Source organism: Flavobacterium fragile (genome assembly GCF_023634865.1).
In the GTDB taxonomy this organism is placed as follows: Bacteria; Bacteroidota; Bacteroidia; order Flavobacteriales; family Flavobacteriaceae; genus Flavobacterium; species Flavobacterium fragile.
Window position 1 is genome coordinate 77,952 of sequence record NZ_JAMLJN010000003.1, and the last position, 18,485, is coordinate 96,436.

The 18,485-nt window shown below is 32.8% G+C and carries 16 protein-coding genes; 15 read left to right on the plus strand and 1 reads right to left on the minus strand.

Going from position 1 to position 18,485, the window contains the following annotated elements; all coding sequences use genetic code 11:
* Positions 1–21 precede the first annotated feature (21 nt).
* The 12 genes from NAT47_RS04850 (at position 22) to NAT47_RS04905 (ending at position 13,627) form a co-directional block, all read left to right on the plus strand.
* Positions 22–1,179 (plus strand): acylneuraminate cytidylyltransferase, encoded by a 1,158-nt coding sequence (locus NAT47_RS04850; RefSeq protein WP_250580844.1) that lies wholly within the window; start codon positions 22–24, stop codon positions 1,177–1,179.
* Between the two features lie 482 nt (positions 1,180–1,661).
* Positions 1,662–2,537 (plus strand): N-acetylneuraminate synthase family protein, encoded by an 876-nt coding sequence (locus NAT47_RS04855; protein WP_250580846.1) that lies wholly within the window; start codon positions 1,662–1,664, stop codon positions 2,535–2,537.
* A 272-nt stretch (positions 2,538–2,809) separates the two neighbouring features.
* Positions 2,810–3,118, plus strand: a complete 309-nt coding sequence (locus NAT47_RS04860) for a GIY-YIG nuclease family protein (protein WP_250580847.1) — start codon at positions 2,810–2,812, stop codon at positions 3,116–3,118.
* A 355-nt stretch (positions 3,119–3,473) separates the two neighbouring features.
* Positions 3,474–4,871 (plus strand): glycosyltransferase family protein, encoded by a 1,398-nt coding sequence (locus tag NAT47_RS04865; RefSeq protein WP_250580849.1) that lies wholly within the window; start codon positions 3,474–3,476, stop codon positions 4,869–4,871.
* A complete protein-coding gene (locus NAT47_RS04870; RefSeq protein WP_250580851.1) occupies positions 4,868–5,743 on the plus strand; it encodes a hypothetical protein in 876 nt (291 codons plus the stop codon). The genes NAT47_RS04865 and NAT47_RS04870 overlap by 4 nt, the downstream gene beginning before the upstream one ends.
* Positions 5,744–5,747: 4 nt before the next feature.
* Positions 5,748–7,181 (plus strand): MBOAT family O-acyltransferase, encoded by a 1,434-nt coding sequence (locus tag NAT47_RS04875; protein ID WP_250580853.1) that lies wholly within the window; start codon positions 5,748–5,750, stop codon positions 7,179–7,181.
* Positions 7,181–8,065 (plus strand): hypothetical protein, encoded by an 885-nt coding sequence (locus NAT47_RS04880; RefSeq protein ID WP_250580855.1) that lies wholly within the window; start codon positions 7,181–7,183, stop codon positions 8,063–8,065. The genes NAT47_RS04875 and NAT47_RS04880 overlap by 1 nt, the downstream gene beginning before the upstream one ends.
* Positions 8,066–8,068: 3 nt before the next feature.
* Positions 8,069–8,947: a hypothetical protein gene (locus NAT47_RS04885; RefSeq protein ID WP_250580857.1), complete on the plus strand. Its 879-nt coding sequence runs from the start codon at positions 8,069–8,071 to the stop codon at positions 8,945–8,947.
* A 3-nt stretch (positions 8,948–8,950) separates the two neighbouring features.
* Positions 8,951–10,093, plus strand: a complete 1,143-nt coding sequence (locus NAT47_RS04890; RefSeq protein ID WP_250580859.1) for a glycosyltransferase family 4 protein — start codon at positions 8,951–8,953, stop codon at positions 10,091–10,093.
* Positions 10,090–11,607: a glycosyltransferase family 2 protein gene (locus NAT47_RS04895; RefSeq protein ID WP_250580861.1), complete on the plus strand. Its 1,518-nt coding sequence runs from the start codon at positions 10,090–10,092 to the stop codon at positions 11,605–11,607. The genes NAT47_RS04890 and NAT47_RS04895 overlap by 4 nt, the downstream gene beginning before the upstream one ends.
* Positions 11,608–11,613: 6 nt before the next feature.
* Positions 11,614–12,642, plus strand: coding sequence for an exostosin domain-containing protein (locus NAT47_RS04900; RefSeq protein WP_250580863.1), 1,029 nt, complete (start codon positions 11,614–11,616; stop codon positions 12,640–12,642).
* Positions 12,632–13,627 carry a glycosyltransferase family 2 protein gene (locus NAT47_RS04905; protein ID WP_250580865.1) on the plus strand — a complete coding sequence of 332 codons (996 nt, stop codon included), beginning with the start codon at positions 12,632–12,634 and terminating at the stop codon, positions 13,625–13,627. The genes NAT47_RS04900 and NAT47_RS04905 overlap by 11 nt, the downstream gene beginning before the upstream one ends.
* A 378-nt stretch (positions 13,628–14,005) precedes the next feature.
* On the opposite strand, the gene NAT47_RS04910 is transcribed toward NAT47_RS04905, so the two are convergent.
* Entirely contained in the window at positions 14,006–14,638 is a 633-nt protein-coding gene (locus tag NAT47_RS04910) for a hypothetical protein (RefSeq protein WP_250580867.1), read from the minus strand.
* A gap of 1,134 nt (positions 14,639–15,772) precedes the next feature.
* Between NAT47_RS04910 and NAT47_RS04915 the strand changes: the two genes are divergently transcribed.
* From NAT47_RS04915 to NAT47_RS04925, 3 genes are all read left to right on the plus strand, one after another.
* Entirely contained in the window at positions 15,773–15,976 is a 204-nt protein-coding gene (locus tag NAT47_RS04915; RefSeq protein ID WP_250580869.1) for a hypothetical protein, read from the plus strand.
* A gap of 95 nt (positions 15,977–16,071) precedes the next feature.
* Positions 16,072–17,067, plus strand: coding sequence for a glycosyltransferase (locus NAT47_RS04920; RefSeq protein WP_250580871.1), 996 nt, complete (start codon positions 16,072–16,074; stop codon positions 17,065–17,067).
* Positions 17,064–18,266 (plus strand): glycosyltransferase family 4 protein, encoded by a 1,203-nt coding sequence (locus NAT47_RS04925; RefSeq protein WP_250580873.1) that lies wholly within the window; start codon positions 17,064–17,066, stop codon positions 18,264–18,266. The genes NAT47_RS04920 and NAT47_RS04925 overlap by 4 nt, the downstream gene beginning before the upstream one ends.
* The last annotated feature ends 219 nt before the right edge of the window (positions 18,267–18,485 follow it).

Consider the following 18,485-nt stretch of genomic DNA (forward strand, 5'->3'; position numbering starts at 1 on the left):
AAATCAATTCAATAATATTACATGAAAAAAGTAGCCATCATACCATTACGAAAAGGTTCTAAAGGAATTCCTGGTAAAAACAAGAAAAAAATGTTAGGTCGTCCTTTATTTTCATGGGTTTTAGGCGCTGCTATTTTTTCTGATTTAGACGAAGTTTATGTGTTTACAGATGATGAGGAAATTTTAAACTTTATAAGTAAAGAATATCATTGGACTTCAAAAGTAAAAGGGTTACTTCGCAATGATGAAAATGCAAATGATACCGCATCCACAGAAAGTGCTATGCTAGAGTTTGCTGAAAAAATCAATTGCGATTTTGATGTTTTGTGTTTGTTGCAAGCTACGTCGCCTTTAACTACTTCACAAGATATTAATACTGCTTTGTGTCAAATAAATGTTGAAGGAAAAACTTCAGCCTTAAGTGTAGTAAAAACACATCGTTTTACTTGGAATGCAGATGGAACTCCTCAAAATTACGACGTTTTTAACCGACCAAGAAGACAAGATTTTGCAGGTTTGTTGATGGAAAACGGAGCTGTTTATGCTACAACAAAAGACGCTTTCCTAAAAAGTAAAAACAGAGTAAGTGAAACCATAGGTTTGGTTGAAATGCCTGAGGAAACTTTAATGGAAATCGATAGCCTTTCCGATTGGACTATTATAGAAAGTTTACTGGCGGAACGCCAAAAATCTTTTAAGAAGCAAGAACGAATCCATTATTTAGTATTAGATGTTGATGGTGTTTTTACAGATGGATGTGTTTATTACGGAGCAGAAGGCGAGTTGATGAAAAAGTTTGATATGCGCGATGGTATGGGTTTGGAAATTTTGAGACAAAATAACGTTGAAGTTGTTGTAATCACTTCAGAAAACTCTGATTTAGTAGCGAAACGCATGCAGAAACTTCAAATAAAACATACCTTTTTAGGAGTAAAAGATAAATATTCATTCCTTCAAAATTTTATAAATCAACAACAAACTTCATGGGCTAATTTGGCTTATGTGGGCGATGATGTAAATGACTTGGCTAATCTTTGCACGGTAGGTTGGTCATTTGCTCCAGCTAATGCAACTGCCGTTGTAAAACAACAAGTAGATTTTGCGTTATCTAACAATTCTGCTGATGGTGCTATTAGAGAAGTTTGTGAATGGGTTGTGAAATATAATGCTAGGTTTTAATTAGAGATAAACCATCTCGACTTTGCTCGATATGACAATGTCTCGACTTCGCTCGATATGACAGTGCAGTAGTTCTTAGGATATGTATTTCCACCATTGTCAATCAAAGTAAAAATTTGTCAAGTCGAGCGGAGTCGAGACTTTTTTATATAAAAAATTAACAGTCTCGACTTCGCTCGATTTGACAGAGCGGTAGTTCTTTAGAAATTATAATTCCACTATTGTCACTCTGAGCGAGCCTGTATTGAGCAATGTCGAAATGAAGGCTTATGAAAACTATCTCGACTTAGCTCGATATGACAGTTTCTCGATTTCGTTCGATTTGACAATGTCTCGACTTAACTCGATATGACATTTAAACGAAATTATTTTAGTTTAACAGAACAGAGGTTCTTTCTAAACTCAATTAACCAAATAATAATCACTTAACATTGTGATTATTCGATAAAATTATTTTTCTTTGCTTTTCTAATAGAATGAAAATGACAGCATATAAAAAACCTTACGTAATTGCCGAAATAGGATGTAATCACAAAGGGGATATGGAAATCGCAAAAGAATTAATCAAAATAGCTAAAATATTTTGTAATGCGGATTCTGTAAAATTTCAGAAGCGTAACAATAAAGAATTATTGACAGAAGATCAATACAATGCACCACACCCTAATCCTGCTAACTCTTATGGAGATACTTATGGTGCACACAGAGAATATTTAGAATTTGATGTTAATCAACATGCTGAATTAAAAGCGTATTGTGAGGAAATTGGTATTGTGTATTCCACATCAGTTTGGGATACTACTTCTGCAAAAGAAATTGCTTCTTTAAATCCGGAATACATAAAAATTCCTTCTGCATGTAACAACAACTACGATATGTTAGGTTGGTTATGTGATAACTACAAAGGGGAAATTCACATTTCAACTGGAATGACAACTAAAGGAGAAGCGGATGATTTAGTTAATTTCTTCATTGAAAAAGGTAGAAACAAAGATTTAGTATTATACAATTGTACTTCTGGATATCCAGTTCCATTTGAAGATGTTTGCTTATTAGATATCAATTTATTGATTGAAAAATATGGAGACAAAGTAAAACACATTGGTTTTTCTGGACACCATTTAGGAATTGCGGTTGATGTTGCCGCTTATACTCTAGGAGCAAACGTAATTGAGCGTCATTATACATTAGATAGAACATGGAAAGGGACTGATCATGCAGCATCTTTAGAACCAGAAGGGTTACGTAAATTATGTCGCGATTTAAAAGCGGTTCATAAAGCCTTACGTTTTAAAAGTCAAGATATTTTACCGATTGAACAAGTGCAAAGAGATAAATTAAAAAATAAGAAAGTATAAGACCGAAATCCCTTCTTATGAAGGGATTTTTATTTTCATATAATATAAAGTGTATTAAAACGTAACTGGTCTTGATTCCGAAAAGAAGGAACAGGCATTTGCTTGATTTGACAGAGATTATCTCGACTCCGCTCGATTTGACAGAGCAGTAGTTGTTAAGCTATGTATTTCCACCATTGTCAATCAAAGCACAATTTTGTCAAGTCGAGCGGAGTCGAGACTTTTTTTGTTTAATAATTATTCCTATTTTTACATATATAAATATACACGCCATGAAATTTTATTTTGTTTACATCCTTAAATGTTCCGACTACTCTTATTATGTCGGTATTACTTCAAATTTAGACCGTAGAGTTACGGAACACAATGCAGGTAAATATTCAGATGCTTATACTTTTTCAAGACGACCGGTTGAGTTGGTTTGGTATCAGGAATTTTTAGAGCCTAATCAAGCTATATCTTTTGAAAAGAAAATAAAGAAATGGAGTAGAGCTAAGAAAGAAGCTTTGATTAAAGGAGAATGGGATTTGTTACCAATTTTGGCTGAGTGTAAGAATGAAACGCATTTTAAGTACAAGTAATCTCGACTTCGCTCGATTTGACAATCTCCACTCCGCTCGATATGACAGTGCAGTAGTTCTTAGGATATGTATTTCCACAATTGTCAATCAAAGTACAAATCTGTCAAGTCGAGCGGAGTCGAGACTCTTCTACACAAACCATTTCGAAACTCCGACTAAGCTCAGTACAGGCAAGCTCGATATGACAGCTAAGTAGTTCTTATGAATTAACAATTCTACTTAGGTTGATTTTTTCTCAAAAGAAATAAGTATAACACTTGATAACTAGATAAATTGTATTCCCAAAAACTCTTTTCATTACTTAGTTTAATACGTTATAAATACTATATTTGCCAACTATATAATGAATTTGAAAATGAGTAAAAAAGCCTTTATTTTTTTACCTGATGGTGTAGGTTTGCGTAATTTCGCTTTAAGCAATTTTAATGCTATTGGTACCGCTTTAGGATATGAAATTGTGTATTGGAATAATACGCCTTTTAAAATCAAAGAAGAATTAGGATTTGATGAGGTAACTCTTACGAATCATCAATTGCATCCTTGGACAACGGTATATACTCGTGCTAGAAAACGTTGCGAGTTAAATGTTTTTGATAAAAAATTCAACGAAACGGTTTATAATACCTATAATTTTCCGCAATCTTATAAGGGAATAAAAAATATCATTAAAAGTTTGAATGTTGATTTTTTAGTAGCTACAAAATCTACTGAAAAAGGAGTAGAGAGCATTCGAACTAAAATTAAAAAGTTAGAAAGAAGTACCTCTAAATACGAGTATTGTAAAAAGCAATTACTAGATCACAAACCTGACATTGTTTTTTGTACGAATCCTCGACCAACTCAAGCTATTGCGCCTATTTTGGCGGCTCAAGATTTAGGAATTCCAACTGCTTCCTTTATTTTTTCATGGGATAATTTACCAAAAGCTACCACGTTAATTGAACCCGATTTTTATTTTGTGTGGAGCGATTACATGAAAAAAGAATTGCTTCAATATTGTCCGTATGTACAACCAGAGCAAGTTTTTGTTACCGGAACACCCCAATTTGAAAGCCATTTCGATACGAGTTTATTGCAAACCAAAGAAGATTTTTATACGACACATCATTTAGACTTAGAAAAAAAATATATTTGTTTTTCAGGTGACGATATTGTTACCTCACCATTGGATCAATTCTATTTAGAAGATTTAGCAATTTCAGTTCGTGAATTAAACCAACAAGGATATAACTTGGGCATTATTTACAGAAAATGTCCAGTAGATTTTACGAATCGATACGATGCGGTCTTAGAACAGTATCAAGATGTTATTGTTTCTATTGATCCTTTATGGCGCCCAGTAGGCACGAGTTGGAATGAAATTATGCCCACCAAAGAAGATTTTGCATTACAAGCTAATATTTGTGAGCATACTGAATTTGTAGGAAATATTGCCTCATCCATGGTCTTCGATTTTGTAGCGCATGACAAATCGTGTTTGTTTTTTGATTACGAACAACCGCAATTACAAAAAGGAATTCGCGATATCGGGCAAAATTATAAGTATATTCATTTTCGTTCAATGCCAAACAAAGAAGCCGCCTTGTTTGTTTACGATAAAAAAGAATTGACGGCTATTGTAAAAGCTATTTTAGATGGAAATAAATCCAATGTTCCTGTTGGAAAGAAATGGTTTGACGTAGTGGTGGGAACTGAACCCGCAAAAGCTTCAGAGAAAATTTGGGGAGGAATCAATGAAATCTTAAATAAATGAAAAATTTTTTTTTCTTTTCTTTAAAGATATTATTTGTTTTTATCTCAGTGTCTTTTTTGCTAGAGACTATTTATACTTTTTTGTATGTTGAGAAAACAAACTATTCAAAATTTCAATTTATAAAAAATCAGCAAAATAAAAAGTATGATTATATTTTTTATGGCTCATCTAGGGTTGTAAATCATATTGATCCAAAAATTATAGATTCTTCTTTAGATAGAACAAGTGTGAATTTTGGGGTAATGGATGCAAAGCCTAAAGATATATTAACGCTTCTTAAACTTTCAAAATTTTATAATATAAAATCGGATTCGATTTTTATTCAAACCGATTACTACTATAATTCAACTGGGAGATCTAATTTTTTATACTTAGATATGTTGCCATTTATAAATGAAAATAATATTATTAAATCCTATTATTATGATGAAAAGGATTATCTTTTTTTGGCTTATTTTCCTTTTTATAAATATTCTAAAAACGGTTCTAAATTAGGTCTTAGAGATTTATTAGCTTCTTTATTTAGAAAAAATGAATTTGAAAAAACTAATGGTTATATTCCTCTGAATGGAAGTGGAAACTCGTGGCAAAGAGAACTCCCGAAAAGTGTTTTTTACGATAATAAATTCAACAAAGAAACATTATTATTTTTGGATGCTAATTCATTAAATTTTGTTTTTTTTATTGCCCCATTACGAAATGATACTAAAAATATAAGTTTTGTTTCTAAATTAAAGCGTCAATATTCTACTTTTTGGGATTTTTCAGCTTCAATAAGTAATCCTAAAATGTTTAAGAATGGATATCATTTAAATGATGTCGGTGCACAACAATTTTCATTACAATTTTCTAATAAAATAAAAAATAATTAGTTTTATGTTCTTCAACTCCTTATCCTTCGCTATATTTCTACCTATAGTATTTCTTTTGTATTGGTTTGTTTTTAATAAAAACAAAACCACCCAAAATACCCTCTTAATTGTTGCGAGTTATTATTTTTATTCGTGTTGGGATTGGCGTTTCCTGTTTTTGTTGGTGTTTTCTACATTGTTGGATTACTTTAGTGCCATTATGATGGAAAACAGTACGACCGACAAAAAGCGCAAGTTTTGGTTGTGGTTGACGATTGGTATTAACTTAGGATTTTTAGGCATTTTCAAATACTACGATTTCTTTGCCCAATCGTTTGCTGATTTGTTACATGGTTTCGGATTTCAAACGAATCCTGTTCTGTTAAAATTGATTCTACCGGTCGGAATTTCTTTTTATACCTTCCATGGGTTATCGTATGTGATTGATATTTATTATAAACGCATTACTGCCGAGCGCAATTTTGTCGATTATTCCTTATTCGTAAGTTACTTTCCGCTTTTAGTGGCGGGACCTATTGAAAGAGCTACGCATTTATTACCACAAGTCAAAATCAAGCGTCATTTTAACTTTGAAAAAGCCAAAGAAGGCGTTTATCAAATTATTTGGGGATTGGTCAAAAAAGTAGTGATTGCCGATAGTTGTGCTACTTATGCTAATGCCGTTTTTGATAATTACGAATCTATGAATTCGTTGTCCTTGATGTTAGGAGCTGTTTATTTTGCCTTCCAAATTTATGGTGATTTTTCAGGGTATTCCGATATTGCTTTAGGAACCTCTAAATTGTTCGGAATTGATTTGTTAAAGAATTTCAATTACCCTTATTTTTCAAGAGATATAGCCGAGTTTTGGCGTCGTTGGCACATTTCGTTGTCGTCTTGGTTTCGCGATTATTTATATATTCCACTTGGTGGAAGTCAAGGAGGAATGTGGATGAAAGTAAGAAACACCTTTATCATTTTCTTGGTGAGCGGATTTTGGCATGGTGCTAATTGGACATTCATTGTATGGGGATTGTTGAATGCGATTTACTTTTTGCCTTTGTTGTTGCAGAATAAGAACCGTTCGAATATGGGTGAAATAGAAATGGGGTGGAATGCCAATAGCTTAAAAACCATTTTAAATATTCTAGGTACTTTTGTGTTAACTACTATTGCTTGGATTTTCTTTAGAGCTAAATCGATTTCAGAAGCTATTGGTTATATTCAAAAAATGGTTACCGACTTCCATTTTAATACTCAGTATTTAAATAATGAACGATACAATATTGAATTACTACTTTTAATTTTAGTTTTTGTAGGAGTTGAATGGTTCAATCGTTCCAAAGTAGAACCATTGTCTGGGAAAGCCAGTTGGGTAAAAGTAACCTTAGCGATTATGGCTTTATTGGCATTAGGCGTGTATTCTGATTATAAAGAATTTATTTATTTCCAATTCTAATGAAACCCTTTTTAATCTTTATCGGAAAAATTTTATTAGTGCTTTTGCTCTCTGCATTTTCATTTGATTTGGTGTACACTCATGTTTATGAAACCTCTTCACCTAGAACTAAGTTTCAATATTTCAGAACCTTTAAGAAGGATACGTTAGATTATATTTTTTTAGGTTCTTCTCGTGTAGAAAATAGCCTAGTTATCTCAGAAATTGAAAAGCAAACCGGTAAAAGTGCTTTGAATTTAGGATTTCAAGCGGCAAAAATGGAGGATATTTACACTTTATTACAGTTAATTAAAGCTTATGAAATTCATACCGAAACGATTTTTATTCAAGTAGATTATATTTTTAATATTCAAGAGGGTTATTCTAATGTGCTTCAATATGAAGTGATGCCTTATGTGCGGGATAATTCGGTTACTAAATCTTATTTGAATCACCATTTTGAGCATCCTAGTTTGCTTTATTATTTTCCTTTTTATCGTTTTAGTGATTATGATTCTAAAATTGGTTTTCGTGAGTTTGTTTTAAATGTTTTAGGAAAGCAAACCACTATACAAAAAGAAAAAGGATTTGTGGGTTTGGATGGTCAGTTGGATCATTGTGATTATGAACTGCCCTCTTCAGTAAATGAACAAAATGTTTATTTTAATCAGATTCAAGATTTTGCCAAGAAAAACGATATGAATATTGTTTACTATTTTTCGCCCATGAGTTTAAGCATCAAGAATAAAGATTATGTTGCAAAATTACAAGGTAAGATTCCGAAGTTACACGATTTTTCTTCTGTAGTTAAAGATGATCTTTTGTTCCAAGATTGTACTCATTTGAATCGTAAGGGAGCTACTTTTTTCACCCAATATTTTATAGATACCTTGTTAACTGATTAAAAAATGAAACCTTTTCTTCTATTTATCGGAAAAATTTTGTTGGTGCTTTTGCTCTCCGCTTTTGCATTGGATTTCATTTATACTACTGTTTTTGCTCAATCGGAAACTCGAAATAAGGTGGAAAACGTTATCAATTCGAAACCACAACAGTATGATGTGATTATTTTAGGAACTTCTAGAGCCAATAATCATTTTGTGTCGGAGTTGTTTGAAAAAGAAGGATTAAAAACCTTTAATTACGGGATGAGTGGTTCGCATTTATTTGAAACGTCATTACTGCTAAAATTGATGGTGGAAAGAGGTTGGAACATCAAAAATATCATAGTAGAAACGGATTTAAACTTATCCAACGAAAAACGCGATGATGGTACTTTTGGGCGTTTTATGCCGTTTCTACATCAATCGAATACTATTACAGAACATTTTAAAAATGAAACTGATTTTACCGAATTGTATTATGTCCCTTTTTACCGATACATTCAATTTGATTCCAAAATAGGATTTAGGGCTTGGTACAAAACATTGGTAAACGAACCAACCAATACTTTGGCTAATAAAGGATATTATCCTCTTGGATTTAATCCTAAAGCCAATATGAAGAATAATATTGCAAGTTTAGTGCCTTTACGTAACCGTTATTTCGAAGAAATTAAGCAAATTTGTAAAGACAATCACATCAATCTAATAGCCGTTACCACGCCCATGTGCTCTAATGTAAAAGGAATGGAGTACTTTAAAAAAGTCAAAGCGTTGTATCCCGAAATAAAAGAATATGAACATGTAGTAGCCGGAGATGAATACTTTTCATCCTGTGGCCATTTGAATGATAAAGGCGCTAGGTTGTACACCGCTAAAATTATTGAAGACATATTTAAAAAATAAACTATGCACATTGCTTTTTTAACTCCCGAATATCCACACTCGAAGGTCAATCATTCGGGCGGACTTGGCACCAGTATTAAAAACTTGGTGGTGGCTTTGGTTGTAAAACGGGTTAAAGTGACGGTTTTTGTTTATGGTCAACCAAAAGCGGAAGTTTTTGAAGAAAATGGAATTGTTTTTCATTTGATTTCTGATAAAAAGTATCCGTTTGCAAAGTGGTTTTTCTATCGAAAATATATTCAAAACTATGTCAATTCTATTATTAAAAAAGAAAACATCAATTTAATCGAAGCACCCGATTGGACAGGAGTTACCGCTTTTATGAATTTTACGGTTCCGTTAGTTATTCGTTTTCACGGCAGCGATACCTATTTTTGTCATATCGAAAAAAGAAAACAAAAATTTAAAAATCGTTTGTTTGAAACTTTAGCGGTAAGAAAAGCAAAAGGGTTTATTGCTCCAACAAAATACGCAGGGGAAGTTTCGGCTGAACTTTTTGGGTTGCACAAAGAACAAATAAAAACCATACATTATGGTTTGGATTTGACTCAATTTCATAATGAACATCCAGAACGTTTTGAGAAAGGACTTGTTTTGTACATTGGAACTATCATAAGAAAAAAAGGGGTTTTTGAATTGCCTGACATCTTCCATAAAGTAAGAAAACAATTTCCAAAAGCCCAATTGGTTTTAATTGGTGGCGATTCTGGAGATATTGCTACTGGAAAAAAATCTACGTGGGAATTAGTTAAGCAACAGTTTTCTGAACAGGATTTGGAACAGGTTTCCTATTTAGGTAAAATACCATATTCAGAAGTGCAAGATTATATTAAAAAAGCCAATGTTTGTGTGTTTCCCACTTATGCTGAAACCCTTGGAATGGTCACTATCGAATCGATGGCAATGAAAAAAGCAGTGGTAAATAGTAACATTGGTTGGGCACAAGAATTAATGGAAGATGGCAAAAGTGGTTTTCTAGTTTATCCCTCTCAGCATGATGTCTTCTCTCAGCAAATTGTAACATTATTAAATGACGATGTATTGTGTGAAAGTATAGGTAATGAGGCTTGTCGTTTTGTAACAAATCGTTTTGATATACAGTATATAGTAGATCAAAATATTCAATTTTATAAAGAATTACTATGATTGTATTAGTTCATGATTTTCATAAAGTTTTAAAAATTGAAGGAATTCATGAGAACGAATATAAAATCGTTACTCAAGAGTTATCTATAGCAAAAATGATTTATGTATTGGCTTCCTATTATCCTGAAGAAATACTAGTGTGGTGTAATGAATCGGTCTATTCTTCATTAAATCGAGCTTTTATTGAAGAGGCCTTTCCCCATAATCGGTATATGTATTCGTTTAATCCTGTTGGGAATTATTTGCCTGATGCTATTGGGTATGTAGAAGAATCTCCTTTTATAAATATTAATAAAGCAGTCCATTATCCTACTTGGCAAATGAGTAGTGTTGTGGGAGCCATGAAGTCAAGTACCATTTTACTAACCGATAAAACGTATTGGACAACCAGTACTAATTTAGATTTTGTGTTGAATTCCATTGCTAAATTGTACCAACCTCTAGGAATGTTTTGTTATTCGGAACCACAATTAATAGCAGCTTCAAAAAGTCAGATAACCTATCCAGTAGCTACAACTAAAGAATTATTTTCCTTTGTGTCGCAACACTACAAATGGGTGTGGAAGCACTTTCTTTTATTGTGTTATGTGATTTTTGAAAATCGGCTACCTTTATTACCATGGTTGTTTTCTATATTTAAAACCCAGCAAAAAGTAAACCAAGAAGAGTTGAATTTCGAAAACTACCAATCCGTAATAAATTGGGAAAATGAAACCATTGATGTAATCATTCCAACTATCGGAAGAAAGCAATACTTATATGATGTTTTAAAGGATTTAAGTGGGCAAACGCATTTGCCTAAAAATGTTGTAATTGTAGAGCAAAATCCAATTCAAGATAGTGAATCAGAATTAGATTATATTCACAATGAAGTTTGGCCCTTTAAAATTAAACATATTTTTACCCATCAAACTGGGGCTTGTCAAGCTAGAAATAAAGCGTTGGATTTGTTAGAGAGTAAGTGGTGTTTTTTTAATGACGATGATAATAGATTTGATGAGAATTTAATAAAAGAGGCACTTAAATTTTTAATTGATTATCATTTAAGCGTTTTTTCAACTAATTATCTATTAAAAGAAGAAACTCAATTGTATAATTCTATCAGTCAAACTACAATATTTGGTTCTGGTAATTCATTTATCAAAAGTGAAATTACAAAAACGATTGGGTTTGAACTAAAGTTGGAATTTGGTTATGGAGAAGATACAGAGTATGGTTTGAAATTAAGAAATAATGGTTTTGATATTATATATAATCCTATTATCAAGATAATTCATTTAAAAGCGCCAATGGGCGGGTTTAGGACTAAATTTATACACCCTTGGGAAAAGGAACCAATACAGCCAAAACCATCACCTACTATTATGTATGTGAAAGAAAAATATAGTACTAAGGAACAAATGTTAGGGTATAAAATGCGCTTGTTTTTAAAAACATATCAATATAAATTTTGGAAAGTAAAAGGGTTTGAAAAGCAATGGAAACAAAGTAAATATTGGTCAGCAAAACTTTAGAAATTAATGCTTAAATTTTACACAGATATTACCCAATTAACTCCAGAAAATCGCAGTCGTGTTTTTCCACTTCTTTTTGATTGGTTTTATTTAGAGAATCCAAAAGTTAAGGAGTATTTTATCTTTGTTGATACTATTGAAGCAGCCGATGTGTGTATTTTACCTGTAGATCTTGGGTATTATTTACATAGTAAAAGAAAGCACGAAATGAATTTGTTTATAGCTTCAGCAAAAAAACAAGATAAAAAGGTATGGGTATATAGTGCGGGCGATTTTGGCACTTCGTTTTCTGATGAGGTAATTACGTTTAGACTAGGTGGCTTTCATAGTAAAATGAATGCTAACACTTTTGTTATGCCTTCCTTTATTAATGATCCTTATCACACTATATTATCAAAAGAATGGCAACCGATAAATAAAACCATTAAACCATCTGTTGGTTTTGTTGGAAATGCAGATGGCTCATTTGTAAAATGGGTAAAGGAGTTGTTAATTTACTTTAAACAAACGCTAAATCGGTTTTTGAAAAAAGATTTTACAGATCATCAAGTTTTTTTTCCATCAAGTAGTATTCGTTTTCGGCTTTTAGAAAAAATAAAAGCATCAGAAATGATTCTTGCGGATTTTGTATATAGAAATAAATATAGAGCGGGTGCTACTTCAGAATCACAAAAAGTAAAAACCACCTTAGAGTTCTATGAAAATATAGAGCGTAATTTGTATACATTTTGTTTGCGTGGTTCGGGGAATTTTTCAGTTCGATTTTATGAAACGTTAATGATGGGTAGAATACCTATTTTGATTGATACCGATGTTCGTTTACCCTTTCACAAAGAAATAAATTGGAATGCCCATTGTATTATTTGTACTAAAAATAATTTCATTCAAAAAATTATTGATTTTCATAATTCCCATTCAATTGATGAGCTTAAAAATATACAATTACAAAATAGAACTTTGGCTTTAAATACGCTAAATCGGCAAAATTATTTCATTTCGATTTCAAAGATTTATCAAAATAAACATGAACTTTAGTCTCATCATTTGTACCTATAAGCGCCCTCAAGCATTACTCACTTTACTTCAATCTGTAAAGCAACAAACACTATATCCTCATGAGATTCTAATTGTGGATGGTTCGCCTGATGATTTCACCAAAGAAATGCTGAGTCAACATTCTTTTCCCAATTTGAAGTATTTTAAAGTAGAAGATAAAGATAGAGGGTTGACGAAACAGCGCAATTATGGGATTTCAAGAGTTTCTGAAGCTAGTGAGGTGGTTTGTTTTTTGGATGATGATACGGTTTTAGCGCCTACATATTTTGAAGCGATTATTCAAACTTATCAAGACTATCCAGAAGCTTTAGGTGTTGGAGGATATATAACGAATGAAGTTATATGGCAGCACGTAGGAGTTAATTATATAGCTAAAGTTAATGAGTTTTATTATGATGGATGGAAACGCAAAGATGGTTCGCGTTTTGTTTGGCGTAAAAAGTTAGGTTTGGATAGTGATGAACCGCCTGGTTGCTCTCCTGCGTTTTCTCATGGTCGTAGTGTTGGGTTTTTACCTCCTTCGGGTAAAGTTTATCCTGTGGAACAGTTAATGGGAGGAGTTTCTTCTTTTCGAAAAACTGTTTTCGAGTCGTTTCAATTTTCTACTTATTTTGAAGGCTATGGTTTGTATGAAGATGCGGATTTTACTTTGCGCGTTTCTAAAGTAGGGCAATTGTATTTGAATACGGCTGCTCAATTAGAACATCACCACGATGCTGCAGGTCGCCCGAACCAATACGCTTATGGCAAAATGGTGGTTCGTAATGGTTGGTATGTATGGCGGGTTAAAAATCCGAACCCTTCTTTATCGGCACGATTCAAATGGCATGCGATAACTTTATTATTAACAGGCATTCGAGCTACTAATGTGATTACTACTCCAAAGAGAAAAGAAGCCTTTACGGAGACTTTAGGGAGAGTTGTGGGGTGGTTTTCGTTGTTTTGGAAGGCACCTAGGGTTTAGTTTCAAGTTTCAAGTTTCAAGTTTCAAGTTTGAAGTTGTCCCTGTCCTTGTCCTTGCCCTTGATTTTTTAGGAACACAGATTGAAGAAATCTCAAAAATCTTTTATTTACTTTTAAACGTTATCCAGGTAGATTATATGGTTTAAAATTTTCGTTTCAAGTTTCAAGTTGTTTTTTGAACTTGCCCTTGAATTTGTCATTCCGCCAAAGTAGGAATCTCCTACAAAGTAGGTCAATCTTTAAGCAAAGCGAAAACAATTGCCCTTATTTTTTCCAAATTGTTTAAAATAACACTGTGTGCTTAGTGCAAGCCTTTGTACCTTGTGGTTATAAAACAAAAAGCCCCAACAAAGTTGAGGCTCTTTTAAGAAAAACGGGATTATACCACATCAATCAAGTTCAATACATTAAACGCTCCATTTCGTAAGGGGTATTGCTCCCCATTCACTTCTTGAAAAAATTCAATTAGTAACAAGTAAAATTGCGTCCCACTACCAGTTGGTACTCCTGCGGGAGTTAACGTAATAGTACTTGGACTCATGTTTAGTAATGTATTCACTACAGGACTATATTGAGCATTATAATCTCCCGTACTAAAATCTAACTTAATAAAGGCACTACGAAAAGCTACATGAGTAGCTCCTTCAGGAACTTGTAACTGATCTGTGGGAACTAAATTTTCAATCGTAACAACTCCAGTTGTGGTGTCTAAACTAAAAGGAGCATGGAATACAGCTTGTAAGGCAGCCCGATTATTGAAATCAAAACCCTTCAATAATTGTTTGCCATTAATTGTAGCTAGTCCCTCACTAACTATGCGTTCACCACGAGCAGAACTGCTATCTAATTGTCGGACTTTACTCAAAATACCCATCATGCGACTACTCATACGAGGATCTTTGGCACGATTTAACATAGTACCAATTGCATTGCGCAATAACTTACCAGACTGTGCCGTTGAACCAAATTCGGCGATATTCTCACGTGTTCTAATATAGGCAGGATCATTCATGATTCTCCCTTTTGAAACCCCTCCCTTGGTGCGTACCAAGTGCCCGTCTACACTTTTATAAAAAGTTAGACCCTCTAGCGTTCCCGCTACTTTTAAAAATGACTGTTGCTTTGCCATAATTTTCTTTTTTTAAAGATTTATAAAATGTTTTGTAAATCAGGCGCCTTGATTTCGATTTCAAAACTAGAACAACTTTTTCAATCAAAAAAAGAATGAGTTCCGTTTGCGCTCAAATGTGCTGTTTTGTTCCATTTTGTAACATTATAACCGTTAAAATTGGTAATCAAAATTTATTAATTCGAATTTACTAGACTTTTCTTTCAGTGTTAGCTAAATTGTAATTCCTTATAAAAAGGCATTGCAACTCTACTCATTTCTAATACACTTCGTGTTAATTCGTGTAAAAACTTTGCGAAACTTTGTGTTACAGCCTCCTTATGTTATCATTTAATCCATTGGTCTCCCATAGATGTTCCATACATATCCCGTACATATCCCGTACATATCCCGAGAGTAACCATATAAAATTTGTTTCATGTCACAACATTATAAAATGGGTTGGTTTTACTTTGTTGAATTATGTAGCAAAATAGAATGGATAGAATGAAGTGTCCTATTTTTTTAAAAGGCTTCAATTTAAGTTTGCGAAGTATAATTTGTTTCATGTCACAACATTATAAAATGGGTTGGTTTTACTTTGTTGAATTATGTAGCAAAATAGAATGGATAGAATGAAGTGTCCTATTTTTTTAAAAGGCTTCAATTTAAGTTTGCGAAGTACAATTTGTTTCATGTCACAACATTATAAAAAGGGTTGGTTTTACTTTGTTGAATTATGTAGCAAAATAGAATGGATAGAATGAAGTGTCCTATTTTTTTAAAAGGCTTCAATTTAAGTTTGCGAAGTACAATTTGTTTCATGTCACAACATTATAAAAAGGGTTGGTTTTACTTTGTTGAATTATGTAGCAAAAAAGAATGGATAAAATGAAGTGTCTTATTTTGGGAATGATCAATAAAGTACTATTGTGTTGTAAAACTTTGAAAGTAAAAGTTTTCACGTAACACATTTAAAAAGAAACACGTGTTTATTTTGAAATATAAGTTAAGTATTAAAAACAAAAATTAAAAATTATGTCAAGAATTATTATGACTCCAAAAGAGGTACAAATTATTTTAGGAGGAAGCTCCAGCTATGCCAGAAAAGTAGTTAGAGTAATTAAAAAGAAAAACAACAAGTTGAAACACCAAAAAATAACTGTAAAAGAGTTTTGCAGAGATCAAGGCTTAGAACTACAAGATGTTATTCAAGAGTTAAAAGAATTTTATAAACGGTAATGATGTTTTTAATTCAGGTTAATTGTATCTTTACTTTTTAATTTAAATAGAAGAGAGTAAGATAATTTTCTACACTTTGTTATTAATTAGTTTAAATGATAAACATTGAAATAAAACAGTGGACATCACATCATAATCATTTTATGTATTCATTATTGCTTTATTGTGAATCGAATAGAATGGTTTTTAAAGTAAAAATAAATGAATCTTTATCATCTGTAGGTATTGTCATAAAATACAATGAAAAGATTGCTTATTTGGATTATTCAGATGATTTTCATTTTTCGGATATGCCAGAAAAATATGATTTTTATTATAAAAGATCATTAAAAAGGGAACACATGAGACATAATATTTTCCCTTTAAATTTTCAAGTTAATTTTGCTTACCATCCCTATAAAATGGCTTTGAAGATGCCTTTAGATTTTAATTTTATAAAACAGAGTAAAGTAGAATTTTCTAGAGCTATAGATTTTCTAAAGATTACCAATATGTCTCATTTTTCAATGCTTTTATCAAAATTTAAAAATAGTTCAACAGCTAATAATGGAAGAGTTATTTTCTGTACCAGACTATGGGATCCAAAAAACACAAATGATGAGGAGGAAAAAATAAGACGAGAGCGTCAAAATTTTTTTAGAATAAATGCGTGTAGAATAATTAAAGCAAATTATAAAAATTCTTTTGTGGGTGTTTTTGATTCTGAATTGGCACGAAAATTATGCCCTGAGCTTATTTTTAATTCAAAAGTTTTGTCTAAAAAAGCATATTTAGAAGAATTATTAAAAGCAGACATTTGCATAGCTGATGATGGGTTAAAAGATTCAGCAGGATGGAAAATAGGTGAGTACTTAATGTTGGGTAAAGCGGTTATTACTACTCCTTTAAATGTCTATATTAGTGATTTTTACGAAGGTAAAAATTATATGGTTTTAACTAATAGAGCATCTTTTGAAGAATTACCAGAAAAAATAGATTTTTTATTAGAAGATGATAAGTATAAGCAGATGGGATTGAATAATAAAAATTGGAGTGAAAAGTATCTTTTTCCAAATTCTTACATAGAAAATATCTTAAAGAATTTAAAATGAAACTTTTAATTATAACCCATGTTCCGCATATCAAGGTAAACCATGAGTACTTTGGTTATGCCCCTTATGTTCGAGAGATGAATATTTGGTTGCGCTATGTAGATGAGGTAGTTGTAGTGGCTCCATTGGTACAAGAATCATTGACTCCTATTCATGAATCGTATGTAACCAATTCTCCTTTTCGTTTTGTCAAGGTACCCGAATTTGATCTCACCTCCTTTTTCAATCAACTCAAAGCGTTTCCAAGGGCGTTAGTAGCTATGGTAAAAATATATCAAGCAATGCAACAAGCGGATCACATTCACTTACGTTGCCCGGGGAACATGGGTTTGTTAGGGGCTTTGGTTCAGATTTTATTTCCTAAAAAGAAAAAGACGGCCAAGTATGCTGGTAATTGGGACCCTAAGAGTAAGCAACCTTGGAGTTATCGCCTGCAGCAATTGATTTTGTCGAATCCCTTTTTAACTAAAAACATGCAGGTTTTGGTGTATGGGGAATGGCCGAATCAGACTAAGAATGTGAAACCGTTTTTTACGGCTACTTACAGTGAAGATGAAATTCAGAATTCAGAATTTAGAATTCAGAACCAATTGTCACTTGCAGCGAAGTCGAGAACTAATGAAAACAGTTTCGACTCCGCTCGACTTGACAAAATAGAGATTAATTTGCCTTCAACTTCTTTTTTATTTGTTGGCACCTTGTCCAAAGGGAAGCAACCGCTTTACGCCATTCAATTAGTGGAAGCCTTGCACCAACAAGGGGAAAAAGTCCAACTGGAGGTGTATGGAGAAGGCGAAATGCGTCAAGAACTAGAAAGGTATTTAGCTCAAAACCATTTAGAGGCTATCGTGACGTTACACGGCAATCAAAGTAAGGAAACGATTTTACATGCGTATCAATCCAGCCACTTTTTGATTTTACCTTCCAAAAGCGAGGGGTGGCCTAAAGTGGTAGCCGAAGCCATGTTTTGGGGCTGTGTTCCTATAGCGTCGCCGGTTTCTTGTGTGGCGTATATGATGGGGAACGGGAGTAGAGGTTTACTGCTCACGGAACGATTAGAAGCGGATGTGAATAAGATCTATAAATTAGTATCAGATAAAGAGCAGTACCAAAGGATGGCTATTGAAGGGCTCAATTGGTCGCGACAATTTACAACAGATAAGTTTGAGTTGGAGATTATGAAATTGTTGCGAGGTTGATTTGGTTATACATTTTGAGGTTTAGGAACACGGATTTTACTAATTTGGGGAATCTTTGAAATTGTAATTGTTCTTGAAGTCGTTTTAGGAACGCGGATGACTCGGATTTATTGGATTTGCGCTGATTTTAATTTTAGGTTTGGGTCCGCTAAAGCGGAAGCAGATGATGACTGATCTTCTCTGCGACTGAAAACTGCGACTGAAAACTTATCTTGTTTC

What these genes read in the sequence shown, in the direction of transcription:
- NAT47_RS04850 (WP_250580844.1), top strand. Translation starts at nt 22, where the DNA reads ATGAAAAAAGTAGCCATCATACCATTACGAAAAGGTTCTAAAGGAATT.
- NAT47_RS04855 (WP_250580846.1), top strand. Translation starts at nt 1,662, where the DNA reads ATGACAGCATATAAAAAACCTTACGTAATTGCCGAAATAGGATGTAAT.
- NAT47_RS04860 (WP_250580847.1), top strand. Translation starts at nt 2,810, where the DNA reads ATGAAATTTTATTTTGTTTACATCCTTAAATGTTCCGACTACTCTTAT.
- NAT47_RS04865 (WP_250580849.1), top strand. Translation starts at nt 3,474, where the DNA reads ATGAGTAAAAAAGCCTTTATTTTTTTACCTGATGGTGTAGGTTTGCGT.
- NAT47_RS04870 (WP_250580851.1), top strand. Translation starts at nt 4,868, where the DNA reads ATGAAAAATTTTTTTTTCTTTTCTTTAAAGATATTATTTGTTTTTATC.
- NAT47_RS04875 (WP_250580853.1), top strand. Translation starts at nt 5,748, where the DNA reads ATGTTCTTCAACTCCTTATCCTTCGCTATATTTCTACCTATAGTATTT.
- NAT47_RS04880 (WP_250580855.1), top strand. Translation starts at nt 7,181, where the DNA reads ATGAAACCCTTTTTAATCTTTATCGGAAAAATTTTATTAGTGCTTTTG.
- NAT47_RS04885 (WP_250580857.1), top strand. Translation starts at nt 8,069, where the DNA reads ATGAAACCTTTTCTTCTATTTATCGGAAAAATTTTGTTGGTGCTTTTG.
- NAT47_RS04890 (WP_250580859.1), top strand. Translation starts at nt 8,951, where the DNA reads ATGCACATTGCTTTTTTAACTCCCGAATATCCACACTCGAAGGTCAAT.
- NAT47_RS04895 (WP_250580861.1), top strand. Translation starts at nt 10,090, where the DNA reads ATGATTGTATTAGTTCATGATTTTCATAAAGTTTTAAAAATTGAAGGA.
- NAT47_RS04900 (WP_250580863.1), top strand. Translation starts at nt 11,614, where the DNA reads ATGCTTAAATTTTACACAGATATTACCCAATTAACTCCAGAAAATCGC.
- NAT47_RS04905 (WP_250580865.1), top strand. Translation starts at nt 12,632, where the DNA reads ATGAACTTTAGTCTCATCATTTGTACCTATAAGCGCCCTCAAGCATTA.
- NAT47_RS04910 (WP_250580867.1), bottom strand. Translation starts at nt 14,638, where the DNA reads ATGAATGATCCTGCCTATATTAGAACACGTGAGAATATCGCCGAATTT.
- NAT47_RS04915 (WP_250580869.1), top strand. Translation starts at nt 15,773, where the DNA reads ATGTCAAGAATTATTATGACTCCAAAAGAGGTACAAATTATTTTAGGA.
- NAT47_RS04920 (WP_250580871.1), top strand. Translation starts at nt 16,072, where the DNA reads ATGATAAACATTGAAATAAAACAGTGGACATCACATCATAATCATTTT.
- NAT47_RS04925 (WP_250580873.1), top strand. Translation starts at nt 17,064, where the DNA reads ATGAAACTTTTAATTATAACCCATGTTCCGCATATCAAGGTAAACCAT.